27 protein-coding genes are annotated in these 23,131 nt (G+C 59.2%); 13 read left to right on the forward strand and 14 right to left on the reverse strand.

Annotated elements, in window-relative coordinates; translation table 11 throughout:
- Positions 1-197 precede the first annotated feature (197 nt).
- From B0E48_RS08215 to B0E48_RS08225, 3 genes are all read left to right on the forward strand, one after another.
- Positions 198-896 (forward strand): hypothetical protein, encoded by a 699-nt coding sequence (locus tag B0E48_RS08215; protein WP_077517680.1) that lies wholly within the window; start codon positions 198-200, stop codon positions 894-896.
- A gap of 8 nt (positions 897-904) precedes the next feature.
- A complete protein-coding gene (locus B0E48_RS08220; protein ID WP_077517681.1) occupies positions 905-1,255 on the forward strand; it encodes a hypothetical protein in 351 nt (116 codons plus the stop codon).
- Between the two features lie 153 nt (positions 1,256-1,408).
- Positions 1,409-2,350 carry an aldo/keto reductase gene (locus tag B0E48_RS08225; RefSeq protein ID WP_077517682.1) on the forward strand — a complete coding sequence of 314 codons (942 nt, stop codon included), beginning with the start codon at positions 1,409-1,411 and terminating at the stop codon, positions 2,348-2,350.
- Between the two features lie 97 nt (positions 2,351-2,447).
- On the opposite strand, the gene B0E48_RS08230 is transcribed toward B0E48_RS08225, so the two are convergent.
- Positions 2,448-3,056 (reverse strand): DUF6623 family protein, encoded by a 609-nt coding sequence (locus B0E48_RS08230; RefSeq protein WP_077517683.1) that lies wholly within the window; start codon positions 3,054-3,056, stop codon positions 2,448-2,450.
- 112 nt (positions 3,057-3,168) lie between these two features.
- Between B0E48_RS08230 and B0E48_RS17765 the strand changes: the two genes are divergently transcribed.
- Positions 3,169-3,375, forward strand: a complete 207-nt coding sequence (locus B0E48_RS17765) for a hypothetical protein (RefSeq protein WP_168170319.1) — start codon at positions 3,169-3,171, stop codon at positions 3,373-3,375.
- A 73-nt stretch (positions 3,376-3,448) separates the two neighbouring features.
- Positions 3,449-4,198: a lysozyme inhibitor LprI family protein gene (locus B0E48_RS08235; protein WP_168170320.1), complete on the forward strand. Its 750-nt coding sequence runs from the start codon at positions 3,449-3,451 to the stop codon at positions 4,196-4,198.
- Between the two features lie 96 nt (positions 4,199-4,294).
- Here the strand turns inward: B0E48_RS08235 and B0E48_RS08240 are convergent, their stop codons facing one another.
- Entirely contained in the window at positions 4,295-5,161 is an 867-nt protein-coding gene (locus tag B0E48_RS08240) for a hypothetical protein (protein ID WP_077517685.1), read from the reverse strand.
- A gap of 331 nt (positions 5,162-5,492) precedes the next feature.
- Here B0E48_RS08240 and B0E48_RS08245 point away from each other — a divergent pair, with 331 nt between their 5' ends.
- The gene (locus B0E48_RS08245; RefSeq protein WP_077517686.1) at positions 5,493-6,044 is read left to right on the forward strand and encodes a YdeI/OmpD-associated family protein; all 552 of its coding nucleotides are present in this window, start codon (positions 5,493-5,495) and stop codon (positions 6,042-6,044) included.
- 36 nt (positions 6,045-6,080) lie between these two features.
- Here the strand turns inward: B0E48_RS08245 and B0E48_RS08250 are convergent, their stop codons facing one another.
- Positions 6,081-6,707: a glutathione S-transferase family protein gene (locus tag B0E48_RS08250; protein ID WP_077517687.1), complete on the reverse strand. Its 627-nt coding sequence runs from the start codon at positions 6,705-6,707 to the stop codon at positions 6,081-6,083.
- Positions 6,704-6,823 (reverse strand): hypothetical protein, encoded by a 120-nt coding sequence (locus B0E48_RS17505; protein ID WP_217317908.1) that lies wholly within the window; start codon positions 6,821-6,823, stop codon positions 6,704-6,706. Before B0E48_RS17505 ends, B0E48_RS08250 begins: the two co-directional genes overlap by 4 nt.
- A 546-nt stretch (positions 6,824-7,369) precedes the next feature.
- On the opposite strand from B0E48_RS17505, the gene B0E48_RS08260 reads away from it, so the two are divergent.
- Positions 7,370-8,068 carry a YceI family protein gene (locus B0E48_RS08260; protein ID WP_077517689.1) on the forward strand — a complete coding sequence of 233 codons (699 nt, stop codon included), beginning with the start codon at positions 7,370-7,372 and terminating at the stop codon, positions 8,066-8,068.
- A gap of 126 nt (positions 8,069-8,194) precedes the next feature.
- On the opposite strand, the gene B0E48_RS08265 is transcribed toward B0E48_RS08260, so the two are convergent.
- Positions 8,195-8,581, reverse strand: coding sequence for a helix-turn-helix domain-containing protein (locus B0E48_RS08265; RefSeq protein ID WP_254423900.1), 387 nt, complete (start codon positions 8,579-8,581; stop codon positions 8,195-8,197).
- A 17-nt stretch (positions 8,582-8,598) separates the two neighbouring features.
- The gene (locus tag B0E48_RS08270; RefSeq protein WP_077517691.1) at positions 8,599-9,168 is read right to left on the reverse strand and encodes a PadR family transcriptional regulator; all 570 of its coding nucleotides are present in this window, start codon (positions 9,166-9,168) and stop codon (positions 8,599-8,601) included.
- A gap of 48 nt (positions 9,169-9,216) precedes the next feature.
- On the opposite strand from B0E48_RS08270, the gene B0E48_RS08275 reads away from it, so the two are divergent.
- Positions 9,217-9,603, forward strand: a complete 387-nt coding sequence (locus tag B0E48_RS08275; RefSeq protein ID WP_077517692.1) for a hypothetical protein — start codon at positions 9,217-9,219, stop codon at positions 9,601-9,603.
- A 201-nt stretch (positions 9,604-9,804) separates the two neighbouring features.
- On the opposite strand, the gene B0E48_RS08280 is transcribed toward B0E48_RS08275, so the two are convergent.
- From B0E48_RS08280 to B0E48_RS08290, 3 genes are all read right to left on the reverse strand, one after another.
- Entirely contained in the window at positions 9,805-10,830 is a 1,026-nt protein-coding gene (locus B0E48_RS08280; protein ID WP_077517693.1) for a 2-dehydropantoate 2-reductase, read from the reverse strand.
- A 268-nt stretch (positions 10,831-11,098) separates the two neighbouring features.
- Positions 11,099-11,779 carry a hypothetical protein gene (locus tag B0E48_RS08285; RefSeq protein WP_139350210.1) on the reverse strand — a complete coding sequence of 227 codons (681 nt, stop codon included), beginning with the start codon at positions 11,777-11,779 and terminating at the stop codon, positions 11,099-11,101.
- Positions 11,780-11,921: 142 nt separating this feature from the next.
- Entirely contained in the window at positions 11,922-14,126 is a 2,205-nt protein-coding gene (locus B0E48_RS08290) for a winged helix-turn-helix domain-containing protein (RefSeq protein ID WP_139350211.1), read from the reverse strand.
- A 209-nt stretch (positions 14,127-14,335) separates the two neighbouring features.
- Here B0E48_RS08290 and B0E48_RS08295 point away from each other — a divergent pair, with 209 nt between their 5' ends.
- From B0E48_RS08295 to B0E48_RS08310, 4 genes are all read left to right on the forward strand, one after another.
- Positions 14,336-14,908, forward strand: a complete 573-nt coding sequence (locus tag B0E48_RS08295) for a hypothetical protein (protein WP_217317912.1) — start codon at positions 14,336-14,338, stop codon at positions 14,906-14,908.
- Positions 14,909-15,245: 337 nt separating this feature from the next.
- Positions 15,246-16,505, forward strand: coding sequence for a hypothetical protein (locus tag B0E48_RS08300; RefSeq protein WP_139350212.1), 1,260 nt, complete (start codon positions 15,246-15,248; stop codon positions 16,503-16,505).
- A 141-nt stretch (positions 16,506-16,646) separates the two neighbouring features.
- Entirely contained in the window at positions 16,647-17,834 is a 1,188-nt protein-coding gene (locus B0E48_RS08305) for a hypothetical protein (protein ID WP_139350213.1), read from the forward strand.
- Positions 17,822-18,901, forward strand: coding sequence for a hypothetical protein (locus tag B0E48_RS08310; protein ID WP_139350214.1), 1,080 nt, complete (start codon positions 17,822-17,824; stop codon positions 18,899-18,901). The genes B0E48_RS08305 and B0E48_RS08310 overlap by 13 nt, the downstream gene beginning before the upstream one ends.
- On the opposite strand, the gene B0E48_RS08315 is transcribed toward B0E48_RS08310, so the two are convergent.
- The 5 genes from B0E48_RS08315 to B0E48_RS08335 form a co-directional block, all read right to left on the reverse strand.
- Positions 18,898-19,551, reverse strand: a complete 654-nt coding sequence (locus B0E48_RS08315) for a glutathione S-transferase family protein (protein WP_077517699.1) — start codon at positions 19,549-19,551, stop codon at positions 18,898-18,900. The genes B0E48_RS08310 and B0E48_RS08315 overlap by 4 nt on opposite strands.
- A 28-nt stretch (positions 19,552-19,579) precedes the next feature.
- Positions 19,580-19,984 carry a VOC family protein gene (locus B0E48_RS08320; protein ID WP_077517700.1) on the reverse strand — a complete coding sequence of 135 codons (405 nt, stop codon included), beginning with the start codon at positions 19,982-19,984 and terminating at the stop codon, positions 19,580-19,582.
- Between the two features lie 73 nt (positions 19,985-20,057).
- Positions 20,058-20,537: a VOC family protein gene (locus B0E48_RS08325; protein WP_077517701.1), complete on the reverse strand. Its 480-nt coding sequence runs from the start codon at positions 20,535-20,537 to the stop codon at positions 20,058-20,060.
- Positions 20,538-20,738: 201 nt separating this feature from the next.
- Complete coding sequence (locus tag B0E48_RS08330; RefSeq protein WP_077517702.1) at positions 20,739-21,122, reverse strand: hypothetical protein; 384 nt, start codon at positions 21,120-21,122, stop codon at positions 20,739-20,741.
- 94 nt (positions 21,123-21,216) lie between these two features.
- On the reverse strand, positions 21,217-22,107 hold the full coding sequence (locus tag B0E48_RS08335; RefSeq protein ID WP_217317980.1) for a LysR family transcriptional regulator: 891 nt from the start codon (positions 22,105-22,107) through the stop codon (positions 21,217-21,219).
- A gap of 132 nt (positions 22,108-22,239) precedes the next feature.
- Here B0E48_RS08335 and B0E48_RS08340 point away from each other — a divergent pair, with 132 nt between their 5' ends.
- A complete protein-coding gene (locus B0E48_RS08340; RefSeq protein WP_077517704.1) occupies positions 22,240-23,112 on the forward strand; it encodes an aldo/keto reductase family oxidoreductase in 873 nt (290 codons plus the stop codon).
- Positions 23,113-23,131: the final 19 nt, after the last annotated feature.

Here is a 23,131-nt window from a genome sequence, read left to right on the forward strand (position 1 = left end):
TCACGCCGTGTCGGCTTCTTCTTGGACTCGAAACTCAGCGAGGCAAAGGAACGCTGCTTCATCGGCGATGGGCTTCCTGGGAACGGCTGGCTATGATGCCGCAGACGGGAAATAAATCAGAGTGTCCTTAGGTGCGCTCTTTTTTGCGGTCGGTCACTTCGTGCTTTTCGACTTTTGCAACTTCATCGGAGTCCGCTTTGTTCAAAGAAGAAGAGTTGAAGAAAATTGTCGCAAAGCGGCGAAGCGACAGGCTCAAGGGTTACAAGTGCCTTGGTGATTACCAGGGCGGCCTCTTCGATTGCGAATTCGTCTCTCCCTATTCCAAGGGCGCGCACAACTTTGATTCGGACGTGATGGTCCTGCTACAGGACTGGAGCTCGGATCATGCGTTGCAGCGGAGTAAGGGGCCGAGCGAGCTTGGACGTGATCCCAACCTTCCTACGAACCGTAACTTGGATTCGCTGTTGAAGTCCGCCCTCGGCATGGAGTTTCATGAAACCTATACGACCAACCTCTTCCCTTACATAAAGGGTGGTGGACTCTCGTCACGCATCCCATTCGTGGACCTTGTCTTCGCGGCTGAGGAATTCGCTATCCCGCAGATCCGGATCGTTGCACCAAGACTCGTCGTTTGCCTAGGCAAGAACACGTTCAATGCTCTGCGGGTGGCGGTTGCCAAGCTTGAGTTGACGCCCGGTCTTTCTCGTTGTCACGACATGGCCGGTGCCATCGACTCTCCGTTCGACATCGAATTCGATGGGTGCAAGATTGCCATCTGGGCCCAGGCCCATCCTGGGGCATGGGGGCAACGGAATCGCAATAAGGGCGATCCCGAGCGCGCATCGAACGACTGGAAGAGGATGAGTCGTGCCGTAGGTCTGAGTTCAAACTCGTGAGACTTTGAATGAACTCCAAGGAGGCAGCGGCCAACGCTTCGGTGCGGGAAGCGCTTCGGTGCATCGAGGACAAGCTGTACGAAACCGGCATGCTGGTGACTGCCACGGGCGACAGCGAGTGCGAAGTAACGATCGCTTTCGACGACGTAGATATCGGAGATGCGAAGGTTTTTGCCTTGATGGTCCGCGTCGCTACCCGTTCTCGTGCCCGTACTTCACGATCCTGTTTTCAGACCGTCCGTCAGTACGTGTTGGAGAGGTACTCGATGCTTCAAGTCGGGCTGCCGGAGGATGTACGCGAACCTTTGCTTGATTGCGTGGGACCGATTGTGTTCGTAAACGGAGCAATGGTTCTCTGACAGGGAAGCGCACCGCGCTTAACTAACTGAGCATGTGAAATAAAGGGCAAGTTCATTTTTGGCAAGCGATAAATTAGCCTGACTCTTTTGTTTTCTGGCTTATGGCTTTGCGCCGACTTCGCGGCAGCAGATCCCTGAAGAGAGGGCATCACCATGCACACTTCCGACACCCTTCGTAACACGACGATTCCTCTTGCCGATGGATCGGGCGCGATTCCAGCGGTTGGCTTTGGTACGTTGATTCCTGATCGTGTCGCTGCCAAACAGGCGATAAAAACCGCCTTGGAAGTGGGGTTCCGCCATCTTGATGGTGCGGAGGCCTACCGCAACGAGGATGTGGTCGGTGATGCGATAAGGGAGGCCATCGCGGAGGGCACGGTTCGACGCGAAGACCTGTTCATCACCACCAAGTTGTGGAACAACAATCACCGCCCGGAGCGCGTCACGCCTGCCGTCGAGGCGAGTCTCCGTCGTCTGCAACTTGACTATCTCGATTGCTATCTGATCCATACGCCTTTCGCTTTCGAACCTGGCGATGAGCAGTATCCAAAGGATGAAGACGGTCGGCCGGCTTATGACACCGGAGTGACCTTGCTGGATACGTGGCGAGCGATGGAGCGTCTCGTTGAGGAGGGCAAGTGCAGGTCCATCGGCCTGTCGGATATCCGCCTGGAGCAGGTGCAGGCGATCGTCGCGAACGCCCGTATCAAGCCGGCGGTCGTGCAGGTCGAATGCCATCCGTATCTGCCCGAGTGGGAGTTGCTCGACTACTGTTCGAAGCATGGCATCGTGCTGCTCGCCTTCGCGCCGCTCGGGCATGGCATGGAGCCGAGGCTGACCGACGATCCGGTACTCAAGGCCATCGCGCAGCGCGTGGGCAAGACGCCTGCGCAAGTCGCGCTTGCCTGGGCAGTCCAGCGCGGCACCGCGTTCCTGACTACTTCGACCCATCCGGACCATATCCGGGAAAATTTCGATATCACTGCGCTGCCCGCCGAGGCCTTGCAGGAGATCCGGGAAGGCATCGTGACGAGCATCCGCTTGAACGGCGTCGTGGACACCGGACTGCCGGGGTTCATCCCGCGGAAGAGATGAAACAAAAAACAAAAGGGTCAGGTTCATTTATTACGAATGGGTAAATGAACCTGACCCCTTGTTCTTGCGTTCTTGCAGCAGCGCCGTTGCCGATTGTCTACGGCTGCCGTTGGCTTACGTGCCCGAGTGGAATCTTGCCCTCGAATGTCGCCCGCTGCTCTTCGATCAGGATCGGCCAGATAAACTCCACACCCACGGCGGCGATCGTCAGTTGCCAGTATTGAGTAGCCGGCGTCTCGGGTTCATTGGGCGGGATCACAGTGAACAGGCATGCAAACGAGAGGCCGATTCCGTTCTGCACCCTGTATTTATTGACCGGAGGCGCGAACTGATTGTATTTATCAAGGCTCCGATGATCGCCGCTCCCTAGCCAATCATTCGCCGCCTTGTCGTAACCAAGGGGAATCGACCCCAGCTTGTTCCCGGCGTCGTAGACATCGATCTGTGTGATGTGCAGGTCACTCGTACTGTCAGTCTTGTACAGCACGAAGATGCGACCCAACTCAGGTTCCACGCCATCGACTGGCGTCGGCGTCGGCACGCCGATGTGACACCAGCGCCAAGACAGGTTCTGTCCGTCCTCGTCATCGCGCGGTCCCGCGTAATTCAGCTCGCTTCCCCAACCGCGGTGCCGGACGTTCGCATATTCTCCCGGATCCTCGACGCGCAGGGCATTGCCGTGAATCCAGCTGGTAGTTGCACTCATGTGCCTACCTCCTTGCCGCTAGGCTTTGACGTATGCCGCCACCATGGACGATCCCCCACGATGAGGGTAGGCGGCCTTTTCCGAAGAAACAATAAAACAAAGGGCCAGGTTCATGTATTACGAATGGGTAATTGAACCTGCCCCTTATTCTTGGGCGACACGCGATTTGCGGTTGATCCAGAAAAGGGTGTCAGGGACAATTTCGGGTGATCTGAAAGAGATGGCCAAACTGTTCCTGACATCAATTTTCAATGGCGCCAGGGAAATTTCTGACAATGCAAGGAAGTTCGAAACGATTCTTCTCGCTGCAACATCCTGACCTGGTCACCAAGATGCCGTTCTCCACATCCCACTCGCGCCTTTCCGCGTTACTGCGTCCATGCTGGATACCGTTGTTTCTCTGGCCAGTCGCCTGGTCGGCGCTTGCAATAGCCGCAACACCGCCACCGAACCTGCAAGGCACCTGGGACGTGGTTCAGGTGGCAGTGGACCAGCAGGACCAGTCGCACTGGCTGTACTTTCCGGATGACCCGCGTTTGCTTGGCCGTGAACTGCGCATCAGCGCGTCCGGTATCAGCCTCAACGACGATTCCCGCGATTGCCAGAAACCTGTGCTTTCGTCGCTTCCGAAGACGTCGCTGCAAAAATTCATCGGCCAGAGTTTCCCGCGCCCGGAACATTTCCAGACGCCAACTTACCCGACACTGTCGGATTACGGCCTCAAGCTTGCCGATGCCGCGGTTTCACCGTGGCAAGCCAGCTGCACTCCCGATGCCTCCCAATGGAACCATGCATGGTTCATCCTGCTTTCACCGGATCGCCTGCTCACCAATGACGACAACAGCGGTTTCGTGCTGGTGCTTCGCCGGCGTGCCGGCAGCACGTCGATCAGGCCTTCATTTGCCTGCGACAAGGCGCAAAGTGCGGCCGAACGGACGATCTGTACCTCCCAGACTTTGGCCGGATACGACCGCAGCGTGACCGCGGCCTATCATCGTGCCCTGGCGACAGCAGGCGATGACACCTCGTCGCTCAAGCAGGAACAGATCAGCTGGCTCAACACCAGAAACGCATGCAACACCGACACAGAGTGCCTGGCGAAGAGCATGCGCGAACGGGTCGACCAACTGATGCAGCAATGAACAACTGAAGCAACTCAAGAAAAAAGTGTCAGGGATAATTTTTGGGGCGCACAGCGCAGTACTGAAATTGTCCCTGACACCATATTTTCTTCTTGTCTACATCGAGGCCGGAGGCGATGACATCGATGTTGCCGCAGCAGGCGGCGTGGCCGTGGTGGCGCCGGCGGGCTTCGCGGGTTGGGTGTCCCCAGTAGCGTATTGCCCGACCTGCAGGGCGAACGGTACCTTTTGACCGGACGGTATCGCCGCTGGATCGACGTACACCTGAATTATGTAAGTCGTCGCTGCCGCAACCGACTCGGACCAGGTGTTCGCCCCGGTCGTGCTTGTGTCGACCAGCTTTTTGTCATGGGTCTGGTCATTCACCTTGAAGTGCAGCCCGGGATTGCTCGAAACGAGATTGATCTTGACTGTCCTGCCTGCCGCGATGGCAACGGTGAAGTTGTGTGCGGCAGCGTCGGAGGCCAGTGTCCCATCTTGTTCCGACCATGGTTTGTTGGCTTCGAATGTCACTGCGGTCGTCGGCGGCTGCATGTCTTCGACGCCGTATTGCCCGATCTGCAACGCGTATTTCGCGGTATCGCCGGACTGTATCGCGGCAGGGTCTATGTAGACCCGGATCGCATACGTGGTGGCTGTCGCGTTCTGTGTCGACCAGGTGGATTCACCCGTCGTGAGGGTGTCCAGCATCAGTTTGCCGTGACTCTGGTCTTTCACCTTGAAATGCACGTTGGGATTGCGGCTGAGCAGGTTGAGCTGCAATGTCTTGCCCGCCGCGACCGCAACCGTGTAATCGAGCGAGTTGTCGGAGTGGTTGAGGTTGCCGATTTCCTGCGCCCAGACACTGTTTGCCTCGAAGGTTACTGTGACCGGCGTGTTGGCGAAGGCGGGCAGCGACATGCAGGCCGCAGCCAGGCCGAGACTCGCGCCCAGGGCGCTGCGGAGAAAATGGAAACGTGACATGTGTCGAATCCTCGCGTGATTTGGAGTTCGCTTGTGAATGCTTCGATGATTCCCCGTCTTGCATCGGCGCAGTCGCGTCGATGTTGCCTTCCTTGGGCATGGTCATGCTTCACCCCTGAGCCAGCCCGTGCGCGGACCATACGCTTACTTCGTGTGACTCGCCATATCGGGAATAAAGCGGAGATAAGGGGACGGAGGTAATTAAACCCTTCGCCATCATGAATACGTGAAAACCTCAGGGACGGAGAAATGCTTATCCCCAATTAATGTCCTCCGTCCCAGTTTCGGTCCCAGTTTCGTCGATCACGACGACCGGTGCTACCGTTCCGCCATGGTCAAATCCACCGCGGTGATCAAGTTCAAGGCGAAGCTGTCGCGCCCCGCGACGCCCAAAGGCGCGGCGTGGACCTTTCTGGTGCTGCCCGTGGCCGCGAGCGCGAAGCTGCCGACGCGGAGCATGGTCACCGTCGAGGGCAGCTTTGAAGATCAGCCCTTCCAGGCCACGCTGGAACCGGACGGCCAGGGTAGTCACTGGCTCAAGATCGACAAGGGCTTGCGCGAGGCCGCCGGTGTCGCCGCGGGCGACAGCGTCGCGTTGGAGATCGCGCCGGTGGGGAAGGAGCCCGAACCCAAGGTACCCGCCGATCTGCGCAAGGCGCTGGCTTCCAACGCGGACGCCAAGGCGACATGGGCCGACATCACGCCGGTGGCGCGACGCGACTGGATCCACTGGATCACCTCCGGCAAGAAGGCCGAGACGCGCGACAAGCGCATCGCCACCGCTTGCGACAAGCTCGCTTGCGGCAAGCGCAATGCCTGCTGTTTCGATCGCTCCGGGATGTACAGCAAGGGCAGCATGGGCGCGCCCGAAGCGGCGGAGTAGGGCAAAGCAGGGGCAAGTTCACTTGGACAAAAGGTGTCAGGGACAATGGTTGGCTGGCCAGGGATCGGCCCACGCTGGAATACGCGCCAACGCATCGAGCCAGCGAAAGATATGGGGAAACGCCTCCAGCGGCATTTCCGATTCGCGCCAGTAGGCCGCCATTGAGGCGAGAGCGAAGTCTGCGATCGTGAGCCTTTCACACGCGATAAAGCGGCGGTCCGCCAGGTGGCCATCCAGAACTTTTGCGTATCTCACAAAATCCGGCACGGACGCCTTCAGCAACGCGCTGTCCGGCTGCCCGATCCCGAATGTCGTCTTGACGACATGTTCGAAATAAAACGGCGCGACGGCGGTCGACCAGTGGCAATCGTTCCACGACAGCCAGCGCAACAGCTCGACCTGCTCGGCCGGATTGTGCGCGGGCCACATGTCCGATCCCGTCTTGATGCAGAGATGGGCCATGATGGCCCCAGACTCCCACAGCACAAGATCACCATCGATCAGCATGGGCGCCTTCATGTTGGGGTTGAGCGCCGCATAGTCAGGCGTCTTGAGCCCACCAGCCATCAAGTCAACTTCAACAAACTCCGCCTTGATGCCGAGATGCTTCACCAGCGCCAGCACACGCCGCGGCGCCTGTGCCTTGATCCAGTAGATTTTCATGGCTGCTCTCCGGTCAAGAGGTTGACCGGCACGAACTCGAATTCGGCATCGAGTTCGTTCAATGCCCATAACACGCGTAGTGAGCGGGTGGCGGCAAATCCATAGAGTTTCAGCATGATCTTTCCTTTCAGACGAAGGGTGGCTGCTGATAACTAGACGAATGGCGAAGGAGAGAATGGACATCTTCGCGAATTATTTTTCCCGGGTGTGAATTGACGCGACTGGCGTGTTTCGACACTGGCCACGCTGCCACGCTGCCACGCTGCCACGCTGCCACGCTGCCACGCTCAGGCGAAGCAGGGTTCGGACAATTTTTGATCGTCTACCAAGTCGCCAGCCTTGTCCCTGACACCATTCTTTGGAAGCGGCGACATGAGTTTTCAGGTTCACTTGGTAAAGGCGCGAAAATGAACCGGCTCCGTTCCTGATGACCTGGTCGGTCAGACCTGGATGCGGGGCCTTTGATGCATGGTGTTTGAGTGGCCCGGCATCAAAACCGCATCCGTCGATGTGTGTCGATTTGGCCATGAGTCGTTCGTCGCATGGTTGGAAGAGTACGCAGATGAGACGTACGACACCGGGAACCGACATGCGAACAGGGGCGGCAACCAGCCGTTGGCAACCCTGATCGAGACACTTCAAATCATACGGAATGACTTGTCATGAACAACACGATCCGAACCGTTTCGCGGCGGCTTGCCGTCAGCTCGGTTGTTGCTTTGCTTGGCGTGCATTGCGCCATGTCCCGTGCTGCCAACGCGTCCGCGCCACCTGCCATGCCTCCTGCGATGGCACCACCCGCGGGCATGTACCAGATCGACAAGACTCACGCGAGTCTGCAACTTCGTGTAAGCCATATGGGATTCTCGACTTACACCACGCGGTTTAGCCGCTTCGATGCAACCTTGATGTTCGACCCAAACAACCTGCCTGTATCCAAACTTGTGGCCACCGTCGACGCTGCGTCGTTGGAAATGGATGCGGCACCGAAGATGTGTGTGGATATCGTGCAAGGACCTCAGTTCCTTGATACCAAAAAGTTTCCCAAGATCGTCTTCCGCTCGGAAAAAATTCGCATGACCGGCGCCAAATCGTTTGAGATCTCGGGCACCTTGGATCTGCATGGCATCACGCGCCCACTGGTGCTGACCGGCACATACAACGGAGGGTATGCAGGCATCGCCAACATGGACCCACACGCTCGTATCGGATTCTCCGCGCATGGGACCTTCAACCGCTCGGATTTTGGTATGGGATACGGCGTGCCCGCGCCGGGCACCACCATGGGTGTGGGCGACTTGATCGACGTGTCTATCGAGGTCGAGTTCAGTGGGCCGTCATTGGCGACTACTGGCGGCTAGTCGCACTCATAGGCTGTAAGTGTCGCGTTGACGGTGTTAGCGCTCAGTGCGTGCACTAGCGCCACTTTGACACCGGACGAATCTGCCGGTGCGGGCAGGAAGTGACCGCATGCCGGGTTGAGTTGGTCACCCTTGCCGGTTGGCGCTGTGAGGCGGCACCTTCGATCGAGCAGGAAAAACCTGAGGGGGAACGTCACGGGACGTGCCGTCAAAGCGTGCACGTGCGGCATGGATATCGCCATGGCAACGGTCCGCCCATTCGATGAGACCCGCCATCGGGTCCAACAGCGATTGGCCTAGCGGGGCCAACCGATATTCAACGCCCGGCGGCTTGGTCGGGAAGACATGGCGGGTGATCAGTCCATCGCGCTCCAGATCGCGCAAGGTCTGGGTGAGCATGCGCTTGGAAATGTCATGGACAGCACGGTGAAGTTCGCTGGAGCGGTGCCGGAATCGATGTTCAACTCGACTGGCATCCGCAATATAACTGGCGCGGCAGTTTGGCGGCGCCATCGATGCTCCGGCCATCTTTAGTCAATAGCGAGGCGCTTTGGATCCACGACGTCGCACACGCGACGCGCTTTGACGTCTGTGAGCAGACCTTTCAGCCAGTCGCGATCGAGGCGTCGCTGTTGGTCGAGATGACGCAGCAGATGTTCGCCGCCTGTTGAAAGCACGGGACGGAGTTCCTTGCGGATCGGACCGAGCTTGGCGATCTGTTCGTCGAGACGAGCAATCCGGTCACGGATGAGATCCTGGACGATGGAAAGATCGCTCAGGTGCAGGAACAGGAGCGCTCCATATAACGTCTGGGATACCGGGCCGTCTTCCTCGAATTGCCGATGCAGCAGGTCCACAAACTCGGTCTTTCCCTTCGCAGTGATCTTGTAGACCGTGCGCATGCCACCGCGGGCCACGCGTTGGTGGGACACGGTCGAAATCAGGCCCTCTTTATCCATTTGCCGGATCGCATAGTAGAGCGTCCCCACCTCAACGTCGGTGTAGCACTCGATCATCGCGTTCTCGAGGCGGCGCTTGATCTCGTAAGGATGGAAGTTCCCGCGATGCAGCACGCCGAGGATGAGAAGTTTTGCCTTCATGGTGAAATAATATTAGTCTAATTAAACTATTACAACGGGAGAAGGCACATGTGGCGTGCTATCGCAGGGGTCACCGCCGGGCTGGTAGCCTGGGTTGTTGTGGTAACGGTCCTGAATTTTGGTTTGCGATGGTGGCTACCGGGCTATGTGCAGGCCGAGCCTGCGATGTTGTTCACGCTCGGCATGAAAATCGCGCGTCTTTCGATCGGGGCGCTCTCGTCCCTCGCCGCCGGTGCGCTGGTACGTACCATCACGCGCTCAAACCTGGCGCCATGGATCGTCGGATTGGTGCTGCTTGCGCTGTTTGTGCCGGACCACATCCACATCTGGAACAAATTTCCGGTTTGGTACCACCTGACATTTCTTGTCACGCTTGCGCCGCTGGCGGCGCTGGGCGCGCGGCTGGTGCCGCGTGCCAAAGTCAATCCGGGATAGACGGCGCGCCAACTTATCGTTTGACACGAGGGCGCCAAGGATCGACCAGCGACCTTCAGTCGGAAGCTCGGCTGGTTGGCGATGCCGGGCAAGTTGGGTGGCGAGCCTGGTCAACTTTGGAACGATAATGGGCCAGCTCAGAGCCACTTACATCTGTTTGATTTTTTCCGGGTAAGAGGGCGCGAAGTGGCTATGGCCCGCTTACGAAGCGGCGCCAGCTGCAGCCCGCATCTCCGCCAGCAGTGCTTCAGCCGACCATGAAGGACGCATGTCGGCTCGTTCGGCTTCGCGTACGAGTTCGCATAGCCGTTCGTTCACGGGTGCTGTTTGCCCAAGGCGTTGGGCGAGGCGCACGACTTCTCCGTTGATCCAGTCGATTTCCGTGGCACGCCCGGCCGCCAAGTCGTCCGACATCGACGATCGCGCGAGCGGATCGATCGTCAGCATCCTGCGGCCGAGCCGCTCGAACCATGCATCGGGTAAGCCGAGAACACGCGGTATCCAGCTGGCCGGAAGCGGCGTCAGCCTGGCGGGTCGTATGTCGGCCCGCTTCAGAAGCGCCAGCGCTTCTTTCTGCGCCATGCCGAGGCAGATCCGGTAGGCGCGTTGCGAGAGTTCCTCCTTCAAGGGCCGATTCGCCAGCGCGTTGATGGCATTGTTGAGATTGAGCAGCAGCTTCGCCCACTGCACCGGCAACATGTCGGCGTGCTGGATCAGCGGCAGCCCCGCGTTGCTGAACGCTTCGACGAACGGCTGCATGGCTGGCGCACGCCTGATCTCCAGTTCGCCCGCTGAGCCTTGATGAAATGCACCGGCACTGCGTTCGACGACATTGAAGGGCACCATCCCCTCCAGCACCGTGCACTGCGGCAGCGCGGCGCGCAGCACGTCCGCGTTGCCGATGCCGTTCTGGAAACTCACGACGATCGTGCCGGGGCGAAGCACGTTCGCCAGTTCTGCCGCGGCCGTGGCTGTCGCGATGGATTTGACGGTTACCAGTACGAGATCCGCTGTGGCAGCCGTCGCAGGGTCCGTCGACACCTCGATCCGCTCCCGGGGCACATGCCAGCGGCTTTCGTCGTGCCGCGACAGCGTGATGCCTTGATGGCGCAACTGGTCGGCGACGCGCGCACGCCCAATGAAATTGACGTCGCTGCCTCCGGCAAGAAGCCGTCCACCGACATAGCAACCAATCGAGCCAGCGCCGTAGATAACGATTTTTGCCATTAAGTTGCTCACGCGATGCGTTGGGAAACAGAGTGCACTCTCATCAACCGCTCGGCCCTGGAAAGTCGATTCTGCCCTCTATCTGGATCCGTTGAAGCAAAGCGGGTCCAGCTCAGAGCCACCTATGCGAAAAGTGACTCTGATCCGTTTGCGCAAGTGACGCATATGCAACGAGGCCAGGGACACATACCCTGGTATATGTCCCTGGCCTCTGGTGGGTGACGCTTGGCATCCCGTCGCATTGCAGCCACGGGTGCCCAGTCAAAAATCAGGAATGCGCGTTGGCTTCGCTGTCATTGTACTTGGTGAGCTGATTTCTGATCGCCAGCTGCACCGCATCGACCAGCGGATCGTTTTCGCCCTGCTTGGTGGCAGGTGCAATCGTTCTCGTGAAAATGCGTTTGCCATTGATGCTGGTATCAATGTAGACGATGTAAACAGAGGCCTTGTTCGGGTCCTCCGCCTGCGTATAGAGGCCACGCTTGTACTCATCGGCGGACATGCCGTCGAACGCTTTTTCGTCGACAAGACTGGTCTGTGCCATCTCGTCGCGGCTGACCATGGCATCGCCGATCAATGCACCGGCTACGCCACCAATAGCCGCCCCGGCGGCGCCATGTCTAAGCTGCGACTTCATGTTTGAGTACACCACGAAGTGGTAGACGGCGACCTGGGGTGATCCATTTTGCGCGTTGGACTGCTTGGCGATCTGGTACTGCAGCAACCTCACGGGGGAGGGTGACAAGCGCGCATCCCCGACGCGCCAGATCCCGTACTCCTTGCTGGTGATCATCAAGCTGAAGATCTGGTGGTCCTTCTCGCTAGTCGGCCGCATGTCACTTACCGTGACCGAATCCGACTTTCCCATGTCCGGAACGCTCACCTTTGTCACTACAGGTGCGCATGCGGTGCACGCGAGCGTCAACAGAGCCACAAGTATCTTTTTCATGTTTTCCCCTGTGATGAAGATACATCTGCAAAAAAAGTTCTATGCCACGATCAAAGTATGCATTCAGGTGAATTGGACGGATAGTCCGAGCTGCCACTCGGCACGGCACAGCGACAAGGTGACTGAGGTCATTGAATCCAGCTCATTCGCAACGCGCGCCATCGCCTTCGGGTTTGCATTGTGGAGGCCAGCCGTTGCTGCGCCAAAATTCGATGAATTTCATGCGCTGCAGAAAACTCTGAAATGCCGGGTCACGGTGCAAGGCAGTGAAATCGACCGTCCACAAGATCTTGCCATTGGGTTGCTGGTCGCCGAGTTCGAATTCAGCGAGTAACGGCGCGGCGTCCAATGGCGGTGCGAAAAGCCGCAACGGGCTCGCGCCACCGATCTTGGTTTCCGATGCTGCGATAGCAGCCTCGGCTTTCGGCCAGCGCGCGGGATCGAGCAACGCCTCGGTGACGGCAGCATACGCAACGGCGGCATATGCATACGCAGTTTTCTCGTCTTCCTCACTGGATTGAGTGGACAGACTGGACATCTGCCCAACGAAATGGCGTGCGGCCGTGTAGTCGTGGCGCCAGACTGCATTGCGCCAGCGCGCGGCTACGGTGAGCCATTCGGGTTCCGATTCGAGGCTCGGTAGCAAATCCAGATAATGCCTGGCTTCGTCGTGACGACCCAGCGTATCCAGCTCGGTGGCAAGATTGTAGGTGCCCCAATAGCTGAGCGGGTCGGACGAGTAGTTGGTTTCGAATTCGGAGAGAGCCTGTTCGCGATATCCGAGTCTGCCCAGCCACATTCCGACAATGGAGTGCATGATTGGATCGGTAGGGGACTGCGCGAGCGCGGCATCGTATTCCTTCTTCACCGTGGCCCAGTCGTGGTTGTGTGAAGCCACCAACCCCAAGGCCGCATGGGCATAGATATCGTCGGGGTCGAGATCAAGCGCATGCCGCGCCTCGTGCAGCGCATCGTTGTCTCTGCCGTCGTCCTCGAAGCCGGATGCAAGATTTGCCGCAAGCAAGCCATGTACAGGAGCAAAATCCGGCGCGCGTGCGGCCAGCGCATTCAGTGCGGTTTCCGCCTTGGTGTTGGCGGCTGAATCGCTCTGCGTAAGAAACACGTGGCGCAATTCGAGGTATTCGCGAAACACCTGCGGATCGACGGTTTTGGCACCGGTATGTGCCATGCCGATGTGCAAAGCCAGTGCAGAAGCCACGGCTTGCGCGATGTCCTGCTGCAGCGCGAATACGTCGGCAAATTTGCGGTCGTAGTCCTGCGTCCACAGCGTGCGACCCGACGGCGTTTCGATCAGGCGCAGGCTGATACGCAGCTGATCACCGGCCTCGTGCAAGCTGCCTTCGATGGCGTGAGTAACATGCAGGCGTTCAGCCAGCTGCTTGGCGTCGAAGCCATCCTGTTGCGCCCGCAGGGCCGACGCGCTGGAAATCAGGCGCAAGCCATTGACGTGTGCGAGCCGTGTCGTCAAATCCTCGCTCAGGCCATCGGCGAAAGCGATCTCATGGCTGTCTGCGCCGGTCGTGCGCAAAGGCAACACGACCAGGACAGGCAAAGGTGCAGGTGCTGCGATCAACGCGTGGTGCAACCACAGCAGGCCAGCAACGGTTATGACCAGCATGCATGCCATGACGGCGTTGCGCATGCGCCTGTGCGGCGTTGCAAGCGCCGGAAGCGCGACTGAGGACGAATCGGCGACAGGCGTCGACGAGATCGGCGAATCCGCAAGCTCGCCGCCAGTTGCAGGTATCGGGGACACGGGCAGGATGTCCACCGCATTCAGTACGGGTGCCAACGCCGTCGCCGAAACGATCGGCTGCGCACTTGTTGTATCAGCATTCGCACCGGACAAGACGGGTCGTGCATCGAGCAGGCGTACTTGTGCGTCGAAGCGGTAGCCGATGCCGTGAAGCGTATGCAAATAGTGTTGATCTTCAACACGTTCGCCAAGCGCCTGTCGGAGCATGGTGACGACGCGATTGAGCACGCCGGGTGTCAAATGGCTATGGCCCCAAACCGCATCGAGGAGTTCATCCCGGCTGAAAGCACGGCCCGGATGCTGCGCGAGCAAGGCAAGCACCGCAAACGCCTTCGGTTCGAGCGGCACGTCCGTGCCGGCCACGAATAGTCGCCGTCCGGCGAGATCAATTTCCACCGCGTCGAACACGATCCATCCAGCTGGATTTTCGGTTTCCATCATCGTGCCTCCCCCGAATGCTCCTATTCGGCACTCAACGGCATTGCCTGTCAAATCAAAGAGATATTTGTTGGGAAATATTGCCCCAACAAATTCCCAAGCATTTCCCAACGACACCCCAACCAGTTCCACACCGGAACATCATGCATTGCGACGTGATCAGCGTGAACCTGCTCCCGTCGGCGTTACAGGCGGCGGCATCAGCCGGACGGGGGAACGAACACCACACCTTCCATCTTTGGTGCGCCAAAGCGATGGCAATCGCACAACGCTGGACCACGGACCCAACGGGCGTAGCGATATCGCCCTTTCCCAAGACAATCCAACGCGAGAGAACGATCATGACTATTCGAAGCGAAGTGGTTTTCTTCAGCGCACTGGCGATGTTGCTGCCGCTATCGGCACCGTCCGCCGCGCAGATGGCCGGGCCGGACAACGCGCAGAATTTCCTGAACCAGCAGGCCACCGGCCTGGTCCAGGCAGTGCGTCTGGCCACCGCCAAATACCAGAACGTGTCACAAGCCATAAAGGATGGCTACCAGGCTGACGCGAACGGTTGTGTCAGCAGCCCCGACGAGGGGGCCATGGGCGTGCACTACATCAATGGCAGCCTGATTGGTGGTGGCCCTCTGGATGCCGCGCATCCGCAGGGGCTGGTGTACGAGCCGCTGGGGAACGGACGGCTGGGGCTGGTGGCAGTGGAATACATCACGATCGCCCAGCTCTGGGATGGCAGTCACACAGACGGCTCGCCGGCCAAACTGATAGGACAGGAGTTCGACTATATGGAAGCGCCAAACCGCTTCCGACTCCCGGCGGTCTACAACCTGCATGTATGGGCCTGGAAGTACAACCCGATGGGCGTGTTCTCGATGTGGAATCCGAACGTGTCGTGCGACAGCTACACGGAGTAGTTCAGCCGCGCAGTTGTGGTTTTGTTTGCCAGGCTTGTCGATCGTGGCTGGGCTCAGATGAGCTTTCATTGGCTGCACCGATGTAGGGGCAGGCGGATTGATGGTGATTTCCATCCCGAAGATTGACCGCTCCAAACTACGGTTGTTGTCCGCACCGTGGATGACTGAGCACCGCGCACCACGAGTGTCATAACGAACCGAGTTTCGCGCTGGTGCGCGAAATGGGGACTTGAAGCCAGGTTCTCGAGGTGAACCGCTTGCTTGATTGCAATGCGTTTTGCTGCGCCGGGATATCTCGATATGGCAAGTCAATTTGATGAATTCAGGAGACATAGTCATGAAAGTGCCCGCAAGAATCTCATGCCATGATTCAACGGTTTCGCAAAAAATTGCAGCAGCATTTTTTTGCATTTTCGGCTATTCATCCTTGGCGCAAGCACAAGCAAATAATGCTCAGGTCGTTGAGCAAATTGTCGGGCCCCCTGGACATACCATTTGGCAGATCACCCGACCAACGATCGACCAGGCACAGACGCAATACCCCCAGATCCAGTTCAAGCCAGGTGAATCCATACTGGTCACTGCGGCTGGTTGTGCCAACCCGGGTGGTCAGGGCAGCACATCGACGCGCTACGTCGATCCATTCGGGGATGATGCAGGGCTGCATCATGGGCAGATTTCAATACCGGGAGCGACGCAAGGGCTAGTGTCATTTACGCCAGCTCAGCCGACGCTGTACCAGATTCCTTCGAATGCCCAATTGCTTCTGTCCGATCATCTCGCACTTGGGTATGTCGACGACAACTACAAGGACAACGGATACAAGCATCACGACAACGGGCCAAACAACCAATGCCAAAACGTCAACGATGCGTCAGTGATTGTTGATATATCGACCCAGGATTCACCAGGCAACGCCCCGGCAACCGCGAATTACCTGTTCAACTTGGAAAATATCACCATTCGCCATTTGCGTTCCAAGAACAACGACACTCTGGATTTGTCGGCGGGCGTCATGGTGGAGGGTACGCCTTCCGATATCGCAAATATGTCGGCTGGCAAGTTCAAGACTGGTTCGCAGGGCGTAAATTTTCCCGTGCTGGTTGACAGTGTTACTCCAACTGACCGGATCAACATTGCCTACAGTGTGGTCAATGCAGGGAATCCAACTGCTCAGAAGACCACTACTCTCGTTACCGGTATCATTGGGCAGATATGGCAAGTTGTCCCTGTCTATGGCTCACTGCTCGGCAAAGTCACGGATGCCATCGGTAGCCTGATTAATATCGTAAATCCGGATTGTGACGGTCCGGTAGTGGCAGGATCTGTTCCAGCGACTGGGGCGGAACTCTTCGAAATGACCCATACGGGGTCTACGTATAGGCGCACGCTTGCATTTCCCGGAGTTGATTCGTCGCCCGGATGTGGTGGAAATTCGTATTATGAAGTCACTTATTCCATCACGCCTACCAGCCAATTACAGCCTGAAGACGTAGTGTTGAAGGTAAATGCGCTGACAAAAGCGACAGTGATTGGTCCGCGTGGAGTACTTCTGAAACATGTGCCGGTCGCTCCCAAAGGTCTAAAGCAGCTGTAACTTGCGAATATACCTGTGACTTGAAGCTTCAAGGACCAGGGCTTAAGCGAATTGAGAGTTTGAGACATTGTCTACCTCACATTTTCCAAATGTATGCGAGGTATCGATGCGTTCCATCTCCAAGCATTCGACGAGGTTGATATGAGTAACGACAGCGATAATCTACTGATTTTCGGCAACCCGGCACCCGTCGCGAGCTATCCCGAATATACGCGGATGACTACCCCTTTGAGTTTACCTGCGCGCTATGTCGAGTTCTTGACCACCGCGATCACGACGCCGCCACCAGCGGTACCATCGCTTACCAATAACCTTTATGTGAGGCTCTATACGCCGCTGTACTTCAGCGACTATGCACCGCCCCCGGCTCCGGTGGGCTCCCCGAATTTTAATGTCGGGAAAATCGCACAAGTGCCTCTTCTCAACAACCCTCAGGTGACGCCCGCCGGTCTGGAACTCTACGACGGTTCGCCAGTGACGGTGGAGAAGGTAAAGGGCATCGGCCCCATTTCAGGCTTTTCCGGGACAGCGAAGGACGGGACACTGTTCCAGCTTTCACTCACCCCTTCCAACGCGGAGTTGCCTGGACGGGTCGCTGGACGGGCTGCGAACCCCAATACCACTTGGGTATTTTGCCGAGCGGATCTGAGCATGGGAGGCAAGCCTCAGTTTTCGATGTCGATGGGCTTCAGCCCTGAAGATCTGCTGGTGACACTCTCCATGTATCACGAGAATGTCAGCTCTTCCATTGGCCTGGATCTGGCCCCCGCGACTGGACCGGGCGGCTATGCCAAGGTCACGCGTGCCGTTACCTACTATGGGCAGACCGTCTCAACGGTGACGGTCAATATGCAAGATGGTGCGATAGCGCCGGTGCAGATTGCGACTTCACCGTTACATCAGTTCGTTTCCACGACGGACCTGATGTCCTCCGCCTTGGCCAGCGTGCTGGGCGAAGTCGCCGGACAAACCCAGACGGACCCGTTGACGGCACTGGGTTCTCTGGACGTTCAATACCCGGAGACGCAGATCAGTTACGTGAACCGCGGCATGGCGCTGACGGGACCGGCGTGTGCCCGCCTGGCCCTGCTGCTGTCGGGATCTCCGATGCCAGGCTTTCCCGACCTTGCACAGTGGATAGGATGGTCGATGGCGAGCCTGGGTGGGCCCTATGTAAGAGACGCTCTAACTGCAACCTATACGGATTTTGAAGCTTGGCGCGCCAAGCAGGGCGTCGGGACGAAATACCCTCCGTATCGAAGCCCTCTCAACGACGGAATCGGAAAAGACATCGTCGATGCTGTCTTCGACTTGGCTTGGAAGCACTGAAGATCGCCTCACGGCTGAAAGCTCAAAGAAAAGGGGGTAGAGCTATTTTTCACGACTGGATAATGCCTCCGACCCCTTATTTATTCTTGTGGAAGCGGTCCGCCCGGGCGGCTTTTGAGGTGTTGACCATGTTTCCGAAAAATCCGATCGCCCGCGCCTTTGCTGGCATGGCGCTATCCGGTATGGCTGCCACCATGCCTTCGCTTGCGCATGCGTGCGCCTGTGGCTGCGGCGTGTTCGACGTCGGTACCAGCGCACTGCTGCCCAACGGCGCAAAAAGCACCGTGTTCCTTCAATACAGCTACCTGGATCAGCCGGAAAACTGGGGCGGCAGTTCGTCGTCGCCCGCCGCAGACAATGACGACAAGCACATCCGCAGCGAGTTTTACGTCGCCGGTTTCCAGCACACGTTCAATCGCGCCTGGGGCGTGATGGTGGAGGTTCCGTACACGCAGCGACACTTCGCCACTACCGATGACGACAGCGGATTGATCGTGAGCAACGATCACGCGGCGCTGGGCGATATCCGGATCATGGGCATGTACACCGGCTTCTCCGATGACATGTCCACCGGTGTCACGTTCGGCGCGAAGCTCGCGACTGGCGACTTCACCTACAAGGGTTTTGATCGCGACACGTCCATTGGCACCGGCACCACGGATCTTCTGCTCGGCGGCTACCACGAGATGCATTTCGGAACCGGCAACTGGGGCGGATTTGTCCAGGCCCAGCTGGATCAGCCGTTGAATACGCGCGAGGGCTATCGGCCCGGCACGGAACTGGATGCTGCCGCAGGCGTGTATCCGGGCGGTTGGACACTGGGCAACGGTGTGCACCTGACGCCAATCTTCCAGGCGCTCATGTCCATACGCAGCAAGGATCACGGCGATAATGCGGACCCGCCGGACAGCGGCTACCAGCGGCTGCTGCTGTCACCCGGACTGGAACTTCGCGTGCGCAGGTTTCGTCTCTACGCGGATGTCGAGCGGCCGGTCTACCAACACGTCAACGGCCAGCAGCTGGTGCCGCACTGGCAAGGCAAGCTGACCGCCAGTCTCAACTTCTAGCCGTTCGGATGCTCGCCAGTGAACACCGCCAGTTGAGCGGCGAAGGCACGCTTGAAGGCGGCCCGCGCTTCGGCGCGGGCGACATAGGCGGCGACGTTCGGATATTCGTCCAGCAGGCCCGATGCTTTCAACCGGAGTAGCACTCCCACCACCATCAGATCGCCCGCGCTGAACGCGCCATCGAGCCAGTCGGCATCGCCAAGGCAAGCGGAAAGTTGCTTCAGCCGGTCACGGATGCGATCCATGACAATAGGCCGGCGCTGCTCGCTCCAGGGCTGGTCGCCTTCCAGGAATTTGACGGTTACAAGATCAAGGATTGGCGGCTCCACCGTGTTGACCGCGGCAAACATCCACGCGATCGCGCGCGCCCGGGCATTCACATCGTCCGGCAGCAGACCCGCATGGCGCTCCGCGATATGGAACACGATGGCACCCGACTCGAACAGGGCGAGGTCGCCTTCCTCATAGGTGGGAATCTGCCCGAAGGGATGCAGCGCCAGATGCGCGGGTTCCTTCATCGCACTGAACGAAACCAGACGAACCTCGTAAGGCTGGCCCACTTCTTCAAGCGCCCAGCGCACGCGCATGTCGCGCGCGAGTCCCTTGCCGCGATCGGGCGACCGTTCAAAGGCGGTGATGGTGGGGATCATGGGAAGTCTTCGTGTTTGAACATACAGGTCACTTCTGTGCCGGCATGGCATTCATGTGGAAGAGCCCCCAGCCATGGCCGTCCGGGTCGATAAAGCTATGCGAGTACATGAAGCCATAATCTTCCGGCTCGTCGTGGGTCGAGCCGCCTGCGGCGAGCGCTTTGGCAACGAGGCCATCTACCTCATCACGACTCTCACAACTGAGGTTGAGCAAAACTTCGACGGCCTTGCTCGTGTCGCAGATGGCTCTGGGCGTGAAGTCACGAAACCTGGCGTGCGTAAGCAACATGACGGAAATCGTGTCGCTGACGACGATGCACGTGCCAGTGTCGTCGGTGAACTGCAGGTTTTGTGAAAAACCGAGTGCCTTGAAGAACGTCAGTGACTTCGAGAGGTCGGCGACCGGGAGGTTGATGAATACTTGTTTGCTCACGGATTTTTCCCTTGCGTTGCTGGCTGCGGTGGTGTGCGGTGCGGCACCCGATCCGGGGACGAACGGGCGTTTGTCAACCGCGCCTGGCGGCCTCGATCGCGGCGATGTCGATCTTCGTCATCCCCATCATGGCGTCGAACGCGCGCTTGGCTGCTGCAGGATCAGAGTCGGTGATTGCTGCCATCAGGACGCGCGGGGTGATCTGCCAGGACAGGCCCCACCGATCCTTGCACCAGCCGCAGGCGCTGGCCTGGCCGCCGTTGTCGATGATCGCGTTCCACAGGCGGTCGGTTTCGGCCTGATCGTCGGTGGACACCTGGAACGAGAACGCATCGGTGTGCGGAACCCCGGGACCACCGTTCAAGCCCAGGCACGGGATGCCCATCACCGTGAACTCGACCGTCAGCACATCGCTCTGCTTGCCGGCGGGATAGTCACCCGGCGCACGATGGACGGCGCCCACGGCGCTATCCGGGAACGTCTTGGCGTAGAACGTCGCGGCGTCCAGCGCGGTGCCGTCATACCAAAGGCAAATCGTGTTCTTGCTGACCATGCGGGTTCTCCTGGTTCGGGGCGGGGAGGATGCTCTTCATTCTCTTCGACGAACGACGGGCGCGCAGATCGACACGACGCCATGTCGATATGCCGGCGAGACAGGCAGGTTCCGTGATCAACCAAAGAGATGTTTAGTGCCCTTCCAAGAGAAAGGGAAGGCACTCCGCTCCCGGTTTTCCTGTCGACAATATGTCGTATATCAGCCGGGATGAAGCTGGCGCGCAGCAGCGTCGGCGGTGTCATCCGGGCGCGTGTTGAATGCGATGGCCGCGCCTGGTGCTGCCTTATGGACGGTGTTCACCACCGTCTCGAACAGTGGCAGGGTTTTCGGCGGAAGTCTGAGGCCAGCGCCGATCACCACACAGTCATAGGTGGCGCTCTTCAGTTGTTTTTCGAGCGTGGAGATGCCGGCCTCGTCGGGTGTGATCATGCACGTGTCGCCCTGCCATCCGCGTTCCTGGATCTTGGTGACGGCAACGGCGATACCGGCGTTGATCTTGTCGGCATCAAAGCCTGGGGGAAGCGACGGGTCGGAAAAATCCACGGTCTCCGGCATCTGGCCGACAAACAGGATGTGGGTCATTCGGTCTTCTCCATTCAACGGGGGAATTGAGAGCGTAACCCTGTCAGGGTCCCTTATCCTGGAAAGCTAGGGAGCCAGTGGCAATCAAGTCAGCTCAACTCCCACTCTTTCCTGCTGCTTTCACGAAGTCCACGAACGCCCGCAATGGCGCGGGCAGGTGGCGGCGGCCGGAGTAGTAGAGGTACGGGCCGGTAAAGTCCTGCCACCAAGGTTCGAGCACGGGTTCGAGCGCGCCGCTGTTCAGGTGTGGCTGCAGCCACGCTTCGAACAGATGGATGATGCCCAGGCCCTCGATGGCTGCGGCCACCTTCAGGTCCACCGCCGCGCCGAGGCGCACCAGCAGGGGGCCGTCGGGATCGACCCGTACGATCTCGCCGTCCCGCTCGAATTCCCAGGTTGGGATGGCGCCGCTGGCGAACTGTCCGCGCAGGCAGGCGTGGGCGAGCAGGTCGCGTGGATGTTGCGGCCGGCCGTGCGCCGCGAGATACGCCGGCGCGGCGGCCGTGGCCATGCGCTGGATGCGCGGCCCGATCGGCACGGCGATCATGTCCTTCTCCAGCCGCTCGTCGTAGCGGATGCCGGCGTCGCAACCGGCGGCAAGCATGTCCACATAGCTGTCTTCGACGACGACCTCCAGGCGGATGTCGGGATAGGTTTTCAGGAACGGCGCGACGATCGCCGGCAGCACCAGTCGCGCCACGACGGCCGGCACATTGAGCTTGAGCGTGCCGGCCGGGCGGTCGCGGTCGTGGTTGACCACGTCGAGCGCCGCTTCCACTTCGCCCAGTGCGGGGAACAGCCGTTCGGCCAGCCGCGCGCCGGCCTCGGTGGGTGAAACGCTGCGTGTGGTGCGGTGGAGCAGGCGTACACCGAGCCGGGTTTCGAGGCGCTGCACGCTCTCGCTCAGTCGCGAGGCTGACATCCCGCTGGCGCGCGCACCTTCGCGGAAGCCACCCGCGCGCACCACGGCCAGAAACGCAAACAGATCACGCAGATTGGCATCCATTGTTCGAAATTCCGTACGGCCCGTGCCGATTGCACCGGATTATCAGGCAACCGGCATGTGCGTACCATGCATGCATGGCGGCACCCCGGCCGCCCCTGTCTGGAGAACGACATGAGCAACCTCACGAAGGCGGGCACGTTTGCCCTGGGTGGTCGCGCGGTGAACCGCATGGGCTACGGCGCCATGCAGCTGGCCGGCCCCGGCGTGTTCGGGCCGCCGAGGGACCACGCTGCTGCGCTGGCGGTGCTGCGCGAGGCGGTGGCGAGCGGTGTAAATCACATCGACACCAGCGATTTCTACGGTCCGCACGTGACCAACCAGTTGATCCGCGAGGCGCTGCATCCGTATCCGGATGATCTGGTGATCGTCACCAAGGTCGGCGCGCTGCGTGGTGCCGACGCCTCATGGAACCCGGCGCAGAGTCCGGCCGAACTTACGTCGGCAGTGCACGACAATCTGCGCAACCTCGGCATCGACGCGCTGGACGTGGTGAACCTGCGCGTCATGGGCGACGTGCATGCGCCGGCCGAAGGATCGATCAAGGCGCAGTTCACCGCGCTGGCAGAGCTGCAGCAGCGCGGACTGATCCGCCACCTGGGCCTGAGCAATGTCACTGCGACGCAGGTGGCCGAGGCGCGCGGCATCGCCGAAGTGGCCTGCGTGCAGAACCATTACAATCTCGCTCACCGCGCGGATGACGCGTTGATCGACGACCTCGGCCGTCACGGCATCGCCTACGTACCGTTCTTCCCACTGGGTGGCTTCACCCCGCTGCAGTCGGACACCTTGTCCGACGTGGCCCGCCGACTGGGCGACACGCCGATGCAGGTAGCACTGGCGTGGTTGCTGGCGCGCGCACCCAACATCCTGCTGATCCCGGGTACGTCCTCCCTGGCGCACCTCCGTGAGAACTTGGCGGCCGCGACGATCCGGCTCGACAATGATGCGCTGGAGGAGCTGGCGATGATTGGTGCGCATGCGTGATGGTGCCGGTCTCGTAGGT

The organism is Rhodanobacter sp. C03 (assembly GCF_002001175.1).
Taxonomy (GTDB): domain Bacteria; phylum Pseudomonadota; class Gammaproteobacteria; order Xanthomonadales; family Rhodanobacteraceae; genus Rhodanobacter.